This is a genomic window from Sphingobacterium chungjuense, from assembly GCF_011316935.1.
GTDB classification, from domain to species: Bacteria; Bacteroidota; Bacteroidia; order Sphingobacteriales; family Sphingobacteriaceae; genus Sphingobacterium; species Sphingobacterium chungjuense.
On sequence record NZ_WLYS01000003.1, the window covers coordinates 404318 to 421236 of the forward strand.

General features: G+C 42.9%; 10 protein-coding genes. 2 read left to right on the forward strand and 8 right to left on the reverse strand.

The window, feature by feature from the left end; genetic code table 11:
- Nucleotides 1-430 precede the first annotated feature (430 nt).
- Together GKO22_RS09480 and GKO22_RS09485 are read left to right on the forward strand one after the other, a co-directional pair.
- On the forward strand, nt 431-1666 hold the full coding sequence (locus tag GKO22_RS09480) for a 6-bladed beta-propeller (protein WP_166334447.1): 1236 nt from the start codon (nt 431-433) through the stop codon (nt 1664-1666).
- Complete coding sequence (locus GKO22_RS09485) at nt 1666-4470, forward strand: outer membrane beta-barrel protein (RefSeq protein WP_166334449.1); 2805 nt, start codon at nt 1666-1668, stop codon at nt 4468-4470. Before GKO22_RS09480 ends, GKO22_RS09485 begins: the two co-directional genes overlap by 1 nt.
- Before the next feature lie 440 nt (nt 4471-4910).
- On the opposite strand, the gene GKO22_RS09490 is transcribed toward GKO22_RS09485, so the two are convergent.
- The 8 genes from GKO22_RS09490 to GKO22_RS09525 all read right to left on the reverse strand — a co-directional run bounded on the left by GKO22_RS09490 (nt 4911) and on the right by GKO22_RS09525 (nt 16901).
- On the reverse strand, nt 4911-6155 hold the full coding sequence (locus tag GKO22_RS09490; RefSeq protein WP_166334451.1) for a pectate lyase: 1245 nt from the start codon (nt 6153-6155) through the stop codon (nt 4911-4913).
- Entirely contained in the window at nt 6142-8556 is a 2415-nt protein-coding gene (locus GKO22_RS09495; RefSeq protein ID WP_166334452.1) for a family 20 glycosylhydrolase, read from the reverse strand. Before GKO22_RS09495 ends, GKO22_RS09490 begins: the two co-directional genes overlap by 14 nt.
- Nucleotides 8549-10084: a glycoside hydrolase family 28 protein gene (locus tag GKO22_RS09500; protein ID WP_166334454.1), complete on the reverse strand. Its 1536-nt coding sequence runs from the start codon at nt 10082-10084 to the stop codon at nt 8549-8551. The genes GKO22_RS09495 and GKO22_RS09500 overlap by 8 nt, the downstream gene beginning before the upstream one ends.
- Nucleotides 10085-10092: 8 nt before the next feature.
- Nucleotides 10093-11388: an MFS transporter gene (locus GKO22_RS09505; RefSeq protein WP_166334456.1), complete on the reverse strand. Its 1296-nt coding sequence runs from the start codon at nt 11386-11388 to the stop codon at nt 10093-10095.
- Nucleotides 11389-11410: 22 nt separating this feature from the next.
- Nucleotides 11411-12190: a 6-phosphogluconolactonase gene (locus GKO22_RS09510; RefSeq protein ID WP_166334458.1), complete on the reverse strand. Its 780-nt coding sequence runs from the start codon at nt 12188-12190 to the stop codon at nt 11411-11413.
- Nucleotides 12191-12219: 29 nt separating this feature from the next.
- Nucleotides 12220-14988 (reverse strand): TonB-dependent receptor, encoded by a 2769-nt coding sequence (locus GKO22_RS09515; protein WP_166334460.1) that lies wholly within the window; start codon nt 14986-14988, stop codon nt 12220-12222.
- Between the two features lie 307 nt (nt 14989-15295).
- Entirely contained in the window at nt 15296-16366 is a 1071-nt protein-coding gene (locus GKO22_RS09520) for a LacI family DNA-binding transcriptional regulator (RefSeq protein WP_166334462.1), read from the reverse strand.
- Nucleotides 16367-16598: 232 nt separating this feature from the next.
- The gene (locus GKO22_RS09525) at nt 16599-16901 is read right to left on the reverse strand and encodes a hypothetical protein (protein ID WP_166334464.1); all 303 of its coding nucleotides are present in this window, start codon (nt 16899-16901) and stop codon (nt 16599-16601) included.
- Between the last annotated feature and the right edge of the window lie 18 nt (nt 16902-16919).

Genomic DNA, 16919 nt, shown 5'->3' on the forward strand with positions numbered 1-16919 from the left:
GTTATTATACGGTCAAAATTATTTTCATTATGAGCTTAATTTAGTGTAATATTTACGAATAAATTTTAAGAAGTATACTTCTTAAAAAATTAACCTCAATTAATCTATAAAAATGAAAAAAACTCGGCATGCTAGCCGTATTGGGTATCCTTTCCCTTACAATTCTTACGCTAGAAAATGAAAGTAATCAAAATGGAATTTTGGGTATTTCCCCAAGTTTAAATGCACAAAACAATAGGGGTAATATTCTATTCGATGATTATTTCAAAGAAAGCTCTTATTGTTTTGTGATTAATTAAAACTTGATAACACGCAAATACTTTATCCTAAATGACCAGTTTCCGAATCATGTGAATAGGCACATTGATGATATCACGGCGAATAATATCTATCATATTTATTAGACATGGATTTTATGAAAACAATTTTAATGAAAATATACCTTTTAACCTTTCTGTTTTTTACAATAGTATCCTATTGTCATTGCCAAGTGGGCACAGTCGACTCTTCAGAAGTCAAATCCATTAGGATTGATCCCGGTCAGGCAATTGGGAAAAGTGTATCTGAGGTATTCGATCATGTACAGTATATCCCATTGGAGACGACGAAGGAAAGTAGCTTTGGAGAAATAAGCAAGCTAGAATTCTCACAAAACAGGCTGGTGATTTTCGATATAGATACTTGGGCTATCTATATATTTGACATGTCGGGAAAATTCATCAATAAGATATCAGAAAGCCAAATCAGCAAATTAAATAGCTCAATTCAGCAGAATATCGGAAGCGCCTTCAATACTTTTACTGTAAGAAAGTACCAAGGAAAAGATGTCATTGACGTCACATCGCGTAATTCTATATTACGGTTTGATATGGATGGACAATATCTTAACAAAATTAAGATAGAGCATGTTCATTACGGATTCGTATTAGCGTCGGGAACAAAAATCCTGAATGGTTATATGGATGACGCGAAGAGGTATTATGAGTTTGCTGTGGTAAGTAATGTTGGTGATACAACGCTATATTTTCCATTTGATATCATGAGTTACGATGTGGACGATTTGTTCTCTGGTAATAGAATGTCCTTTAGTAAAGACTTCCAAAGTGTTTTATACTCTAATTATTACTCTTATGATATATTTGAGGTCAATAGTACGAAGGTGTTGTATAAATATAAACTAATTCTACCTGGCGATATATCATTACCTAAAGATTTCTTAACTAACCCAGAATATAACCTTAAGAGATGGCCTTATATGGTGAAAAACAAGGCGATGGTGTACGGTTTGTCGAATATGCGTTCTATAGGTGATTATCTCTATCTTAAGTTTGACTCTTTCAGCCAACTTAAAGCTAGTCGAAAAAATATCGCCTACAACTTGCGGACTAATACTCCTATCTCTTTACAGGATCTTACCCCAGATACGCTCTCCTATTATTTACCAATCGAGGATAGTTCATGTGGCAGTAATTTTATGTCCAAAGGATTTATAAATTTTGACGGTAAGAATCTTTATACGTCGATGTCATTCCTTTGCATGAAGGCTTTTACGCAGCAAAATGTACAAAAAGAAGTCACGTATCCTAAAGAGCTTAACGACATACTCCGCACTAAACTACACAATCAAAATCCTATTCTAGTGGTATTAACACCGAAAACAAACTGATGCGTAGTACGGTACGGCGATTTCTCACACTACTGTTTTTTTTGCTATCATCATTGTCTGCACATAACCTCCTTGCTACTGTGCAACAAAGCAAGCAACTTCTCAAAGGTAGGGTTAAAAATGAGGCCAAGAACTATTTCCTAACTTCTGCAACCGCTACGCTATTCAAAGCCGATTCTACCTTGGTCAGTTTTCAGATTACCGATGCTTACGGTAGTTTTTCATTTGGTAATATCATTCTTGATCAAGAATATTTTGTACAGATTTCTAGTATGGGTTACGCACAGTTTTCTAAACCTTTTAGGATTGAAAAGGCTGGATCTACACTTGATTTGGGCATTATACACCTAGAAGAAAGCTCAATAGCAATTGATGAAGTTGCTATCCAACTATCTCCAGTAAGGATGAACGGAGATACATTAGAATTTGATCCCAGAGGGCTGAAGATGGATGCTAATGCGGTAGCCGAAGACTTCCTGCGAAAAATACCCAACATCACGATCTGGAACGATGGCCAAATTACAGTTAACGGCAGAGAAATCAGCACGCTCTTGGTCAACGGTAAACCTTTCTTTGGTGGTGACTTTAAAATCGCGACCCAAAATTTGCCCACCGATGTAATCGATAAGGTTCAGGTATACAAAAAAGAGGAAAATAAATCAAACTCTTTAGACAGTATAATGGAAATGAACATTAAACTGAAAAAAGATGCTGGCGCAGGATATTTTGGTAAAGTTTCAATCGGTAAGGGAAACCTTGATAGGATTGATGTGGAAGGTACTTTAAATTATTACACTAAGCGGACGCAAACTTCTGTGGCCTTGGCAGGAAACAATACCAATAAGATTGCAGCGGATCTGGAAACAGTCCTGTCTCAAGGAACGTATAAGAGTCCGACGAATTATTTGGATTACCAGTCCGACTCGCGCTTACCAGGCATCAATACAACTTATCTGGGCGGTGTACGTTTCAATTACAATTTTATTGAGGATCCCCAGTTTAATCAGCAAAGCGCTATTACCGCTGATCATTTTTATCAAGATCGAGCTACTTTTGAAGTGATCGACAATAGAACGATAATGCCCCTGACAGATGATTCGCAGAATTTAGAGTCGGGCACAAATACCAGTGATCGTTCTGTACGATCTAATAAATTCAACTTAAAATATAACTGGATCCAACCTGATCATACCCTCTCTCTACGCTCCGCTATTAAATATCAGGATGAAGAAGTCGCTAATCTAAACTCACGTTCTATTTCTGATGAACTGGGTCAAGAGCTAAGCAATAGCCAAGGAGTATATAACAGCAATACATCATCTCAAAGCTACCTAGTTAGTCTCGATTATAACTATAATCCGCAACATTATCTAATGAAAAAGCGGCCTCCATTTAGTTTTTCCTATTCAGGTACGTTTGATGACAGTAAGAACAATGCTGATCTTGTTAATACTTTTACCTCATTTATCGATCCGAGCTCGAATATGATTTTCGATAGAAATTACCACATAATACTTCAAGAGAATCGTCAAAATGCAAGTGTAGTACTTCCTAATTTTGAAAGAGTTATTTTAGGATACCCTACAAGATTTTTGAACATTGACCTAGTAGCCAATTACGCAAGATTCGGTAAAAAATTGAACTCTGTTGTATCTGATTCTGATATGGGAGTTTACGATATCAATGATAACTTAAGTGATCAAAATACAGAGGAAGAACAAAAGTTTCACTATGGCACAAGACTGAACAAATCTTGGGGAAAGAGACTCAGCGAAAGATATGAAAAAAACACGCGCATCTCTTTGGGGCTGTTATTCGCAAATATAGGCTATAAAAACAAGTCTCTTTTTGATTTTCGAAATATCCAGAGACAATATGCTGATTTTGTTCCAGAAGTCAGCATATCAAGATTAAACAATAATTTTGGACGTTTTATGACGTCCTTCAGTTCTGAAATTAAAACAGAGCTAAATCTTCCATATATCGATCAGCTAGCCCCACTCGTGGACAGTGCACAGGTTTTTTTTATTCGACGGGGCAATTTAAACGTAGACAGGGAGAAGGTTTATACCTCCAACACGTCATTTGAATACGTCGATCTGAAGACAAAGAATGCATTCAGGTACAAATTGGGAGTGGGATTCGATTACTCTAACAATAAAATTATAGACAGCATTTTTATTACTCCAGACAATAGGCAGCAAGCTTTTGCGGTCAATGGTTTTTCTTACAGAAAGTTTAGAGCATCTGTAGAGGTTCGTAAATCCGTCAAGTTCGCTGGTTCGGATTTTAATTTTTTTGTGGGAGCAAACTTTGACCAAACCGCTACGCCCACCTATATCAACGAAGTTTTCTTAAAGAATAATAGCAAGGATTTATCACTAACCTCGACGCTGGGTTACGGTATAAATGATGTGTTGAATATTGAATTTCGGGAAAGAATATTTTTTAATGAGCTAAAACAGGAAGTACTGAATTCGCAATTTAATGGCACTACCTTATCTCATACACTGAGCATCAATTATGCAATCGATAAAAATCTCTCAGTGAATACCAATCTGACCTATAATAGCAATAGATCGACTTGGGCATCACCTGTAAATTTTACGATTTGGAATACTTACGTAGCATATAGGATGCTGAGAAATAAAACTGCTGAAATTAAGCTTTCGGCAGTTGATCTTCTGAGACAAAACAGAAATGTTTCCAATATTTTTAACAATGGGAATTTCACTACTATCTATAGCAATAATCTGCAACAGTATTTTATGTTATCGCTTGCGTACTATCCTAGACGATTCTAAAAAAATACATCGTTATGCCATAGGAAAATAGTGAAGCTTTCAAATACATACCTACTTGCTTACGTATTGAAGATTAATTCATACATTTACTTAACGGCATTTGCAGCTAAAAAACAAGGTGAGATTTTCGGCGAGTCGCTTTTCTACACATGGCTTAAGCCATGTGAAAGCAGATTTCACCCTCAAATATGATCCCAGCGGGATCACGAAAGCCTCCGGGATCACGAAAGCCTCAACAAAAGTTGGGGCTTTTGTCGTTTATAGCCGGGATGAAAACCCAAAGAGTTCGATTCACAGAAGGCACAGGGTAAGCGTGCGGGAATTGTGCGACTGAGCCACTCCCAACGGGATCACCAAAAGTGATATTAAAAAGTAGCAAAACCACACAAACAATCAACGCATACACCGACAAGCATATTTCTGGCGCACTATTTACGCCTTTAATGGAACTGTCTATAGTGATAATAATCCGTCATGAATCGCAAGCCAAAACTCGTCCCAATGTCGCGATTGACGAACCAAACCCGATCATTGCGAAAACGCGTACGCGTTTCTAATACCTGTCCCCGAAGATTTTTATCTGCATGATCCTGTGCAAACCGATTATTCACTAACCAACGAGCCGATAATTCGATATTTGGAACAAACTCCTGATAACCCAATTCTGCTAAACGCATCCAAACAATGCCGGCGAACGCAACCGCCGAACCTGTAATCGACCCTTTGTCTGGCGCCCTCCCATCAGTGTAGTTGTCATAAAGAATCGTTCCGTCTTTCAATTGTGCCTTGGCATGTGTACGGGCGGTCTTGGCTGCTGCCTCAACGTATTTTTTATCTTTGGTGAGCGCATGAGCCTCCAAAAGCGACTCGGCATACCAAAGATTGAATCGCGGGTGAAAAGAATGATTGATGGCAGAATTGGGCATGAACTGTGGCCAAACACCATGCTCGTCCTGCAGCTCTACAAGTTTGTCGCATAAGCGTAGAAAGGCGTCGCGGAAGGCCTCATTACCTGTGAACTCGTAGGCATCTTTGAAAAGTGATCCTTCGGTATTCGGCCGAGATACATCGTATAAAGTCTGCTCACCCAATGCCTTATTTTTCCAAAAAGGACTATACTCCTTCTGAACCTCGCCAGTCTCTGCGTCTACGTTGTCATAACAGATACCCTTTTCGGCATCGTACATATGATCGAGCATCCATTGCGCTGCTTCACTGGCAATACGTGCATAACGTTGGTCACCTGTGGCATGGCTGAGCGCATAAATACCTGGAGTACCATCAGAAATCGTAGCAAACACAATCAAGTCATCTCCAATAAAATCACCATGTGTAGCTCGAATCATCCCGTTTAGCACAGGATGCTCCTTAATTTGCAATGCAGTCCAATAATCACCACCACGACGTGCGACATTCAACCATTTCTTATTGCCTACCACCTCATAAGCACCTACTAAAGCATTGATCGCTTGCCCTGTATGCCAAGGTACTTCGTAGGGATACCATTCGCTCAGCGTAAGGTTATAATCGCAAAGCGATCGCCCTTGTTTGTCCATAATAACAGTCGCTACGGTATTGGCCATTTCATTGATCGTCTTTGAAGTCTCCTGCTTCGTCAATTGGGCATAGCCCGTGAACCATGCGGACAACTGAAAAAATACGATAACCCATCTAATCTGCTTCATGTTTATTCGGATTTGGATTTAAGGTGTATTTATGTTTGTGGTTTATAACTGGCAATGGAGTGGCTAGCCGAAAGGTAAAGCGGTCGGTCTCGGCAACAGCATGCATCTCCAATAAAATATCGTTGTAACCGCGTTTCAACCGTAGCGTGTACGCAAATTCGGGCAACACCCCTTCTTCCGTGCTAGGATTACCCGTTAACCACACGCCATTCAAATTCAATCGACCGGCATGCCCCCAATGTGCCACGATACTGGTATCTTCATCGACATGGATTTTCGCATAGGCATACCATCGGCTTCCTTTTCCGTTGATCGGCATGAATCCACCGACCGATGAATTTACCTTGGTCCATCGCAGCGTCTTGTCTCCCCTACGTGTAAAATCGCCTGGCTTGGGTGGATGATTCTGATCGACATCATCACTGTACACACCACTAATCTGTGGTGAAGCTGAAAATGGGCCGGATAAGAGCCAATACCCGAAATAATAATGCGGAGATACGTGCACCCGATTTAATGCTACACGGTCGTCGCCCAGCAATCTATCTAAATCCGCTATACGACTTTGATAAGGTTTGAGCGCGTAATCTAGACTATACTGCTGGTTCTCACGATGCCACAAGCGTACGAACCGGCTTTGAAGATCTTCATACTCTTTTCTGAGGGATTGGATTTTATGAGGAATTACCTGACCTTTCTCAGCCTGTGAGGCAATGATTAACCTTGTCTTCAATAGCAACTTGTAGCGGTCAATGATATACTGCAAAACTAACAGATCAGTCTGATTTCGAACGGCGGTTGACTTGCTCAGTAGAGAATCTGCTTTAGACACGTAATCTAATGCGCTCGGCACGTCCGTATTGTTGAGTAACAGCTCATCCACACCAGATGGAAGCAAATCTTGCCACCAGACAGCATCAGACATATTGTAGGTCAAAGGTAGATTGCTTAATTCCACGAGTTGGCGTATGGCGGGTACCACAGATGGTAGGTCTGTGCCATACACAACGCGTTCGAAGTGCTCATCCTGCTTTGCATCTAAAGTCTGTTCAGCATTCCAGCTCTTGGCCGCTGCCATTGATACCGGATACCAATCCATTGAAAACAACTGATCTTGTCCACCTTCGTCCCAAATAGTGGTAAATACACCACGCGCGCCAGCTTGGTGGCCTGCGGCGGTAAACCCATCGATGTTTGCGATAGCGGTAGCCACATCTGGGAAAAGACGCAAGGAATTCAATACGCCCGGGCAAACCATATAGGGCAATCCACGGCTGGCGAATGGCTTGATCCATTTGTCATAAGAGTCGTGGTTGCTGTATTCCCAAGTCATGTATATGATATCCTTTGGTAACATATCCAGAATCTCCTCATGTTCCAATACAATATCTCCCCAGATCATGAGCTGCTTGCCATGGGACTTGACTACATCGTACAAAAACCGGATGTGATCCGCGTAGTATGTGGCTATACCCACGCTGTCTACATAGGCTTTGGACTTGCCTTTGCCAAGATCAAATGTCTCGTCGCAGTTGACATGAAAATAGGGAGAATTGAAAGCGGTACACAGTTCTCCGAGCACAGTTTCTAAAAATTGCTTGGCTTTGGGATTGTTTGGCGATATCAAATTGATGGTCTCTCCGAGATCAGCATAGGCGGGTTGCGAAAGAATATTCCGAAAGTGGCCAAAGGATTGAAAATTACCAATGAGCTTAATGTGATGTTTTTCGGCATAGGCTGATAGTTCTCGAATATCCTCCACGGTGAAATGACCATCGTCTGGCGAAAAATCCGGATAAGCTTCCGAACGGAAAACGTGCTCAATATAGCATGAAAATCCATTGACTTTGAGCTCTGCAAGTCGCCTAATCTGTTCCTTCGCATACGCAACGGTGGATATAGGCCCGCGGCTGATATCATCAAACACCACGCGATCTTTAAACGATGGCCAATCGGCTATCAGCACATCTCGGTCATATCCCGCACGGAGCAGTTGCTTATACGTCTGTAGACCATAGAAAAGCCCTGCTTCGGTATGTGCTACCAATCGCTTATCTGCGTTGGTAATCTCCAGAATATAGCCCTCTGTACCGATACTGTCCAGCCAAGGTTTTGCAGCGTCGGGAATTATCGCGATATCACTATCTGCGATCAGTGCAAGGCGTAGCCCTTCTTCTGCTAAACGCCCGCCAGCGACCTCAAGTAGACGGGACAGCACCGCCGTATCCAGACCGTCTAGACTGATCGTAAAACTAGTATCCGCTTGCGCAACCTGATCTCCGACCACAACGTATTGAGGATAGGGAAATAATACCGGCAAAGGTGCAACATGCCGTGTACATCCAGAAAGATACAAAATGGCTATAATCGCCGTAAAGAGTATAGCATATCGCTTATTCATCACCGATAAAATTTCCTACGCTTTGTATTTTCTTAGCTGATCCGGTGAGTTGTATCTGCCGCTTTTTATCCTTGGGCAACCAACTATTCGTCATAAACAGTCCATCTACCGCAGCCGCCTGAATCATCGGTGCCGTCTTCGACAGTGCAGCATCCAGTTGGGAGATATGCACGCGTCTAGCGTCCTTCAATACAATAGCTGCCCGATTGTCTGCAGTTAACGACGAGAACCTGACCTGATGGAGCGATAAGCCATCAACGTGACGTGCAAATAATCCATACGCAGGCAATAGTCCGAACATGGTCGCTTCGGGATAATGTTCTGCCAACTCTTCGATCTCGCGATGTCGCAGAGTATCAGAGCCTCCCCCAGCGAAACTAATATCAACACGATTTAGCGTCACATTCTCAATGACACCTCCCGGAACACCGACTATGGAACAACCCGTTTGTCCGGCACGAGTAGCGGTAATATCCGATAGGTGGATGTTGCGGGCAATCCCAATAGAAGGGCTATCGGCGCCATCATAATATTTTCTGGCACGGTTACCCAGTCGCACGAAAATGGGAACTTCCGTCCCTTCCATAATGATTCCCTGCACTTGAATATTCTCCATCACTCCGCCATCGACCATCTCCAACGATATGCCACTGCTGCCGTCGGGCTTACCATAAATGACGGTACGCTGAGCCGAAGGTCGTATAATACAATTGCTGATCCGGATATTTCGAAAACCACCAGTCGACTCTGTCCCCAATTTGATCGCATTGCAGTGGCTACTGATGATACATTGATCGATCACGATGTTTTCAGAGACAAATGGAGAAGTACTTTTTATCGTAATTCCATCGTCATCGGCATCGCCCACGAGATTACGAACTAGTACATCTCGGCAGCCGTCAAGGTCGAGCATATCGTTGTTTTTGTTGGAATGATTCCAGACGGTGATGCCGTCTATCACCAATCGCTCGCATCCGAGGTAATGTTGCATCCAAAACGCGGAATTGCGTAAGGTAACTCCGCTCACGCGAATATCTTTGCACTGTACAAACCATAGCAAATACGGACGATCTCGATAGCGATCTGGCTTTTTCAGCGTATTGGATATGAATTGCGCTCCTTGACCATCCAGTGTACCACTTCCTTCAATAGATACATTGGTCACGCCATTAGCGTAGATCAATGCCTGCTTAGCCCAATCACCTCCATAGAAAGTGACACCGGGATCCTGATACGGATAATCGCTAGCCCGATCACTGCCTAGCAGAACGGACTTCGCCGAAAAATGTAAGGTAACGTCACTTTTGAGCACGAGGGTCGCGGAACGAAATACACCTGTTGGAAAAAACACCTTGCCTCCGCGCATCGCACAGCTATCAATAGCGAGCTGTATGGCTTTTGTATCGTCAGTAGTGCCATCTCCTACTGCTCCGAATTGTCGGATGTCCCAGTGATGAGCATACATATTCGTCCCTAACAGCGACAAGAATGCTATTAACAAGGTGTGTATCCTAAGTAACTTAATCATAATAACGTTTATTTTATTCGTACACGTTCCAATCTTGGCGTGAGCCAATGAATCAGTAACCAAGCAATCAAGAATGAACAACCACAAACCATGAAAATAATATTATACCCTGCGACGATATTATCTGCTGCTTTGTAAAAATCAAGCACCCAGCCAATGAATAGCGGAAATAGAAATCCTCCTATCGCACCGGCCATGCCACCCATTCCCACCACCGAGCTTACCGCCTTCTTGGGAAACATGTCGGAAACCATCGTGAATATGTTGGCACTCCACGCTTGGTTGGCAGCAACGGACAGACTGATCAATCCGATGATGACCCACATCTCGTGGAAAAACCGCGTGGTCATAATCGGGATGACACAGATCGCAGCAATGAGCAACGCCCTTTTTCGAGCTTTGTGCACTGCCCAACCTCTACCAATAAGCCAAGAAGACAGGTATCCGCCGCCGATGCTGCCGACCATGGTACCCAAATAGATCACAGCCAAAGGAAGGTTGGGCTCGCGAGGATTCAGCTCAAAATAGGACGAAAAGTATGAGGGCAACCAAAAGAGAAAAAAATACCAAATCGGATCCGTAAAAAACTTACCGACGATGAATGCCCAAGTCTGACGCATCCGGATTAGCTTAGCCCAAGTAAAGTCATTCGCAGTAGTGTGATCGTCACCATCGTCATCAGCCAAAATGAGATTGCGTTCGGCTTCGCCTAGTCGCTTGGATTTGGCGGGCAGCTGATAAGCAATCATCCACACAACAAGCCAGATCAAACCCAGTGCACCAGTAAGCACGAATGCCATCTTCCACCCAAACAACAGTGAAATCAACGGTACAATAAGAGGTGCAATGCAAGCACCGATATTCGCACCAGAATCCACCAAACCCATAGCTAGAGCGCGTTCTTTGCGGGGAAACCATTCGGCAACGGTTTTGACTGCTGCCGGATAGTTGCCCGATTCGCCAATACCTAATAAGGCGCGCATGAAGCCAAATCCAAAAGTAGATCTTGCAAGAGCATGTAACATAGCGGCCACACTCCATAAGGTGATGGATATCGAATACCCCAGCTTGGTGCCGATACGATCGATTACCCGACCATATAGCAGCTGTCCCAAAGCATACGTAGCTGTAAATGCCATCACAATATAGCTGTAGTCGGTCTCTGTCCAATCAAACTCGCCTTCCAACTGCGGCTTCAACAAGCCCAGAATCTGCCTATCTAAATAATTGATGGTGGTCGCGAGAAACAGCAGAAAACAGATGAACCATCTATAATTTCCAACTGAGGTATGCTTCGTATCCATAAGTCTACTGGTTAATAATTGATTATGTAGGCACTTTCTCTATCCGTGATGCGCTATCCCTATCCAGAAACAGCCTGGCGTGAGGCAACGTGCGTAGGATGGTTGAGGGATAAACCTCCGAAATCTCACTATAGAAGGTATGGAATACTGCTTCCGCTTTGCGAATACCAGGTACCATACAATACCCAAAATTAGCCGCTAGCAATGATGGAATAGTCAACGTAAAAGCCATTGTCGGCACCTCGGCAATAGTGCTAAAGCAACCTTCATTGACCTGCTGTTGGCGGCTGCGGTCGTCGATATGAACGACCTTGACCTTTGCGTCGTCACCAAATTTAGCAACGTGAGGATCATTGAATGCCAAATGCGTGTTCTCCCCGATCCCGAAGAATACCAAATCTGGCTTATACTGATCCAGCAAGGTGCTATAGCGACTGCATTCAGCCGAAAGATCTTCTGGAGTGCTGTTGAGAAGATGCACCTGCTTAAACGGGACAAGGTCAAAAATACGTTCTCCTAAAAAGCGGCCAAATGTTTTGTCTGAATCTGCCGATAGGCCAATATACTCATCCATGTGGAAAGCGTGAATGCGTGTCCATGGAATATCCAGTTGCACCAACTCCACCAGAAAATCATGTTGTGAATCTGCCGCGGCGAATATAATACCTATCTCCTCCTTTTCCTTCAATAGTTCATTGATCTTGTCTGCAGCCAATCGAGCCGACCGTTTTCCCAATTCTTTCCGGTCTTCAAAAATCTCCACAACCAACTCTCCCGCTTTAGCGGTTTTAAAATCTGCCATTTAACGTAAATATATAATAGATGATAAACTTATAATCTCATTTTAATACCAGCTCGTCCCCAGAAAGAGTAAAACTGATTTTGATAAATCCGATTCCGCTGTCCGAAATAATCGATCTGCGGCGCGCCAGTCAGGTTGACGCCTTCTGCGTAAAGGGATATTTTGGGTGTAATCTTGAAAGCCATATTGGCATCCAATTGAAGCCTGCTGTGTCGGATGACATCCGTAGCATCCTGATCACCGAGAAGTTCGGTATAAGCGCCGTTGTAATTAACATTGCCCTGTATGGAGAAACGTTTGTAGGTAAATGAAAGAGATGCATTCCCCGTATGTGCCGCTTGCCCAGGCAGTCGAAGATCCTCGCGGAACTGTGCATCTGCATTGGAATAGGTATAGGTGTAGTTGGCCATCACCGATAGTCCACTCAGAATACCTGGAAGAAAGGTCAGATTGCTTTGCACATTCACCTCCACACCTGCCACATGTGCCACATCGCCATTTAAGGTGCGAAACCAACGCCATCCGGTGTAAGCGTCCGCTCCGTCAAACTCATTGCCTGTAAGGGCAAATACGCTGTTGTACTGAAATTGATCGATGCGCTTGTAAAATGTTCCTGCGGAAATAATTCCTAGATTAGATAGGTACTTCTCGTACATCAAATCCAAATTCATCGACGTGGCGGGCTGCAAATCAGGATTACCATCGGTGATCGCTTCACCCAATAAATTGATCAATCTGCCCGGAACAAGATCTACGAAGTTGGCGCGACTGTAGCCATAAGTCCACGCTAACCGCAACAGCGATGAACGATCCAAATCATATTTGAATTGAACGTTGGGCAACACTTTGACATAAGAATTGGATTGAAAATTGGGCGTAGTCGATACCCACTGTTCGGTGTCATCCGTTTCGATGATGTTTCCAGCATAATCCACTTGATTGTGCTCTAGACGCACACCTGCTAAAAACATCAGCTTATTGATTTGTACCCGATTCATGAGATACCCCGATTTGATCGTTTCTTCTGAATTGTAGAAATAGGAATCGATACTACTGCGTGTAGCTCTTTCATTGATTGGAAAAAGATCAGTTCCTAAGTTTTGATCTAGAAAAGAAATGGTCTTGTCGCGATCAACAGCTAACCCAAAGTTGGTATGACCATCAAGTAGATCGTCTGAAAGCTCGGCTACTCCCGCAAAATTGCTTAAGTTGCCCGTGGCAGCGTCGCCAGCATAGGTCGTAACAAGGGTATTATCAGGCCGCCAGCGTTGATTATTCATCCGCTTGTATTTGACGCCGGCTTTGAACAGGGCATCATTACCCCAAAGGGAATAACTGTAACTTCCATTGAGTCTGGCCGTATAATTCTGTCCTTTGGTATTCCAATAATTGCGCTCTACCGCATTGTAGGTATACAGTGATGCGTCATTTTTCCAATCTGCCCCAGAAGCCTCTAAAAAATCGGTTTCAATATCGTCGATCTGCAAATTGATATTTCCGGTGATAAAATTATACGTTCCACCGCGGTATACCATCTCTGATTGACTATAGAAGCCGGCAGCATCCAACATGACACCACCAATCTTAGTTTCACCTTCCAGACTGAATGTCAGCACATCATTATCTTCCGTTCCCGCCATCACTTCATTGTATCCTCGCCCCCGAGTATTAACAAATGATCCCGACTCCGCATCATACGTAGTACGTGCTGATTGCATACGGGTACGCTTACGGTATCGCGTCAGATCGTTGTTGTGACTACTATAAAGCATGTTTGCGACCAAGGTAGTAGATGGATTTACGACGTAGTCCACTGTAGCAGAAGTACCAAATCTTTTCCTATCATTCTGCATATACAAATAGCGAATATCCGTAGGGAAATAGATCTCTCCAAAACCATAATCTTTGGCTTCCCAGACCTGAGCACGCAGATCATCATATCCATTTTGGGTACGAAAGTAGCTCCCAGTGGCGATCACCCCCAAGCGTCCGTTCGGAACAGCATCACTAGGTAAAAATCGCTTTCCTAAACCTCCATTAACGATATTATTAATTTTAGACCGCAAATCATTGTACCCCACTCCCACATCAAGTGTAGCAACAGTTTTCATCGAAGCAGCGGTAGGAGTTTTCATATTGATCGTCCCTGCGATGGCATCGCCATCTAAATCGGGTGTCAGGGTTTTGATCACTTCCATGGAAGACAACACATTGACAGGAATAACATCCAACGATGGATTGCGCGCACCATTTTCATCACTCCCCATCATCTGTTCCCCATTAATATTGATGTTAGTAAAGTTGCCAGGTGTACCGCGCAATTGTACTTTGGCACCTTCGCCACTGCTATTGCGACCAATGGTGACACCAGGAAGGCGCTGTAGTGACTCAGCGACATTGAGATCAGGATAACGCCCCATTACATCAGCCGAAATCACTTGCTTAATATTGTCAGCCATGCGCTGCTGGTTCAACGCCTTCTGTTGTCCTTCCATCACTGCTGTGATCTCGACCACACCGAGCTTTTCGGCATTAAGGGTCAAGACTACGTTGCCTAACAATACGTTTTCATTGGCCACCTGAACTGTACGTTCTAACGTTTCGTACCCCATATAGTTGAACACCAATGTACGTTCCCCCGTCGGTACATTGTTTAATACAAATCTTCCGTTCAGATCGGTAGCCACGGTAATCGAAGCACCTTGCACCGAAACCGACGCACCAGGAAGAGGGCGCATTTCGGCATTAAAAACTTGCCCTTGTATAGAGCGCCTAACTTGGGCTTGGGTGTCTTTCATACTGAAAAGAGCACACATTATTAAACACATCATGCTTAATAAGGAAGAATATCGAGCTGTTATCATTTTTTAGGTTATTTTGGTCAATAAAATCGCTACATTCTTATTAAAAATTTGATACTATTATCTTTACGTGCACGTGCACGTAACTGGTTAAAAAAAATCTCTAGCTAAGAATTTTCAGGAACCGCATAAAGGCATGTATTCATAATATGTATAATTAGGTAAAAGAAATATGTGTCGGGCACGTACACGAAAGTACGAATCCAAATTTCTAAAACAAATTTTTTAACAAAAAAAATTAAAATCAGTTTCGATAGTACACCAAGTTTGTTCTCGTAATGATATCAATCGGTGTAAAGTAGTCGCCAGACATTTCCTTTTTATGGACGGCCAACTGGAAAATGGCCATAATCCCGCGATATCCCTGTTCGTTAGGTCTTTCGCAGAGCAGGAAGTTGATGAATCCATCCTCAAGGTATCTCAAATTGTCCGTCAAATGGTCATTGCCAATAATCAAGATATCCTGCATGCCGCGTTCTTTCGCCCAGCGTGCCACTAGCGATGATCTGGAATTGGTCACGTATAGCAATCCTATATCATGGGACTTAGCGAACACGTCGTCCAATTTAGTACGGACACTTTCATACCCAGTCTCCGTACAACTAAATGTAAATACCTGATCAGCCGCTTTGCGATCCTGAAAATAAGATCTAAAACCTTCTTCCTTTTCAAGCACCGCGTTATTTCCTACGATCTCTTTTGCAATGTGAATAATGCCTGCTTTTTGCTTCTCTTGCAGTGCAACGTAGGCAAGCTCTCCAGCTAAACGACCACTATCAAATAGTTTAGGGCCAATATAAGAGAGCCTTTGTGTACTTGGCAAATCGGAGTTGATGAAGACATAAGGTATTTGGTGCTTATCGCAATACGAAGCAAGTTCCTTCGCTTCCTGTTCAAAAGTGGGTGTCAAGAGAATACCATCTACCGCTTTTTCATGTGCTATTGCTGAAACGGCTTTGGCAAAGGAGGATTGCTCATTTTGATCGAAAAAATACCGTTTAACGACCACGCCATACTGTGCGATTTCGGATAAAGCCTGATCTACTCCATCTTGGGGTGCCTGCCAAAACTCGGACTCTTCCGAAACCGAAGGTAATAAAACAATGATCTTGAAAGTCTCACGCGCACTTTTAGCCAACCGTTGAGCCAATACATTCGGCTTGTAGTCTACCTCTTTGATGATCGCATTCACGCGTGCTCTGGTTTCTTCCGAAACTCCCGTTCGATTGTGAATCACCCGATCTACCGTACCTTTAGATACGTTCGCGCGACGAGCTATTTCTTTTACTCCGATCAATTCCTTCGATGCTGGCATGAGATGTATTGAGTTGACAGATACAAAGACAAACTTACGACAAAATTCTCTTAGGAGATTATATAACTAACGTATCTGGGGAAGTAGCCAAAAACTCAAGATACATATTGAGCGAAACCCTTCAAGAAGTGTTCCGCTCAATTTGCACATAAGCCTCAAATTTAGCTCGAAGATAATACTAGAATGGAAATGGTAAAAATTGCTGCCGTTTCAAATTGGGCATTGAAATCTCTTAATTGTTGCAATTGACATCCAATATTACCTCGCCTTCAGGACCTTCTACGTATATGACACCTGTGAAACAACCAGAATTTACACGCCCCGGCGATGGAGTCCAGTTAAAAAATGCTGGCGTATTAGGTCCTCCGATCGTGACTTCGATACCAGTTACCATCGAGCCTTCATAGAAAACCTGTACATGAAAACCATCTTTGATGAATCTAATATCGTTCGTGGTAATATGCTGATCGCTTGAAAAGCTGAATGCAGTGAATGATGATACTACAACTAGAAGTGCAATTACATTTTTTTTCATAGTTAGTTTTTTAGAAAA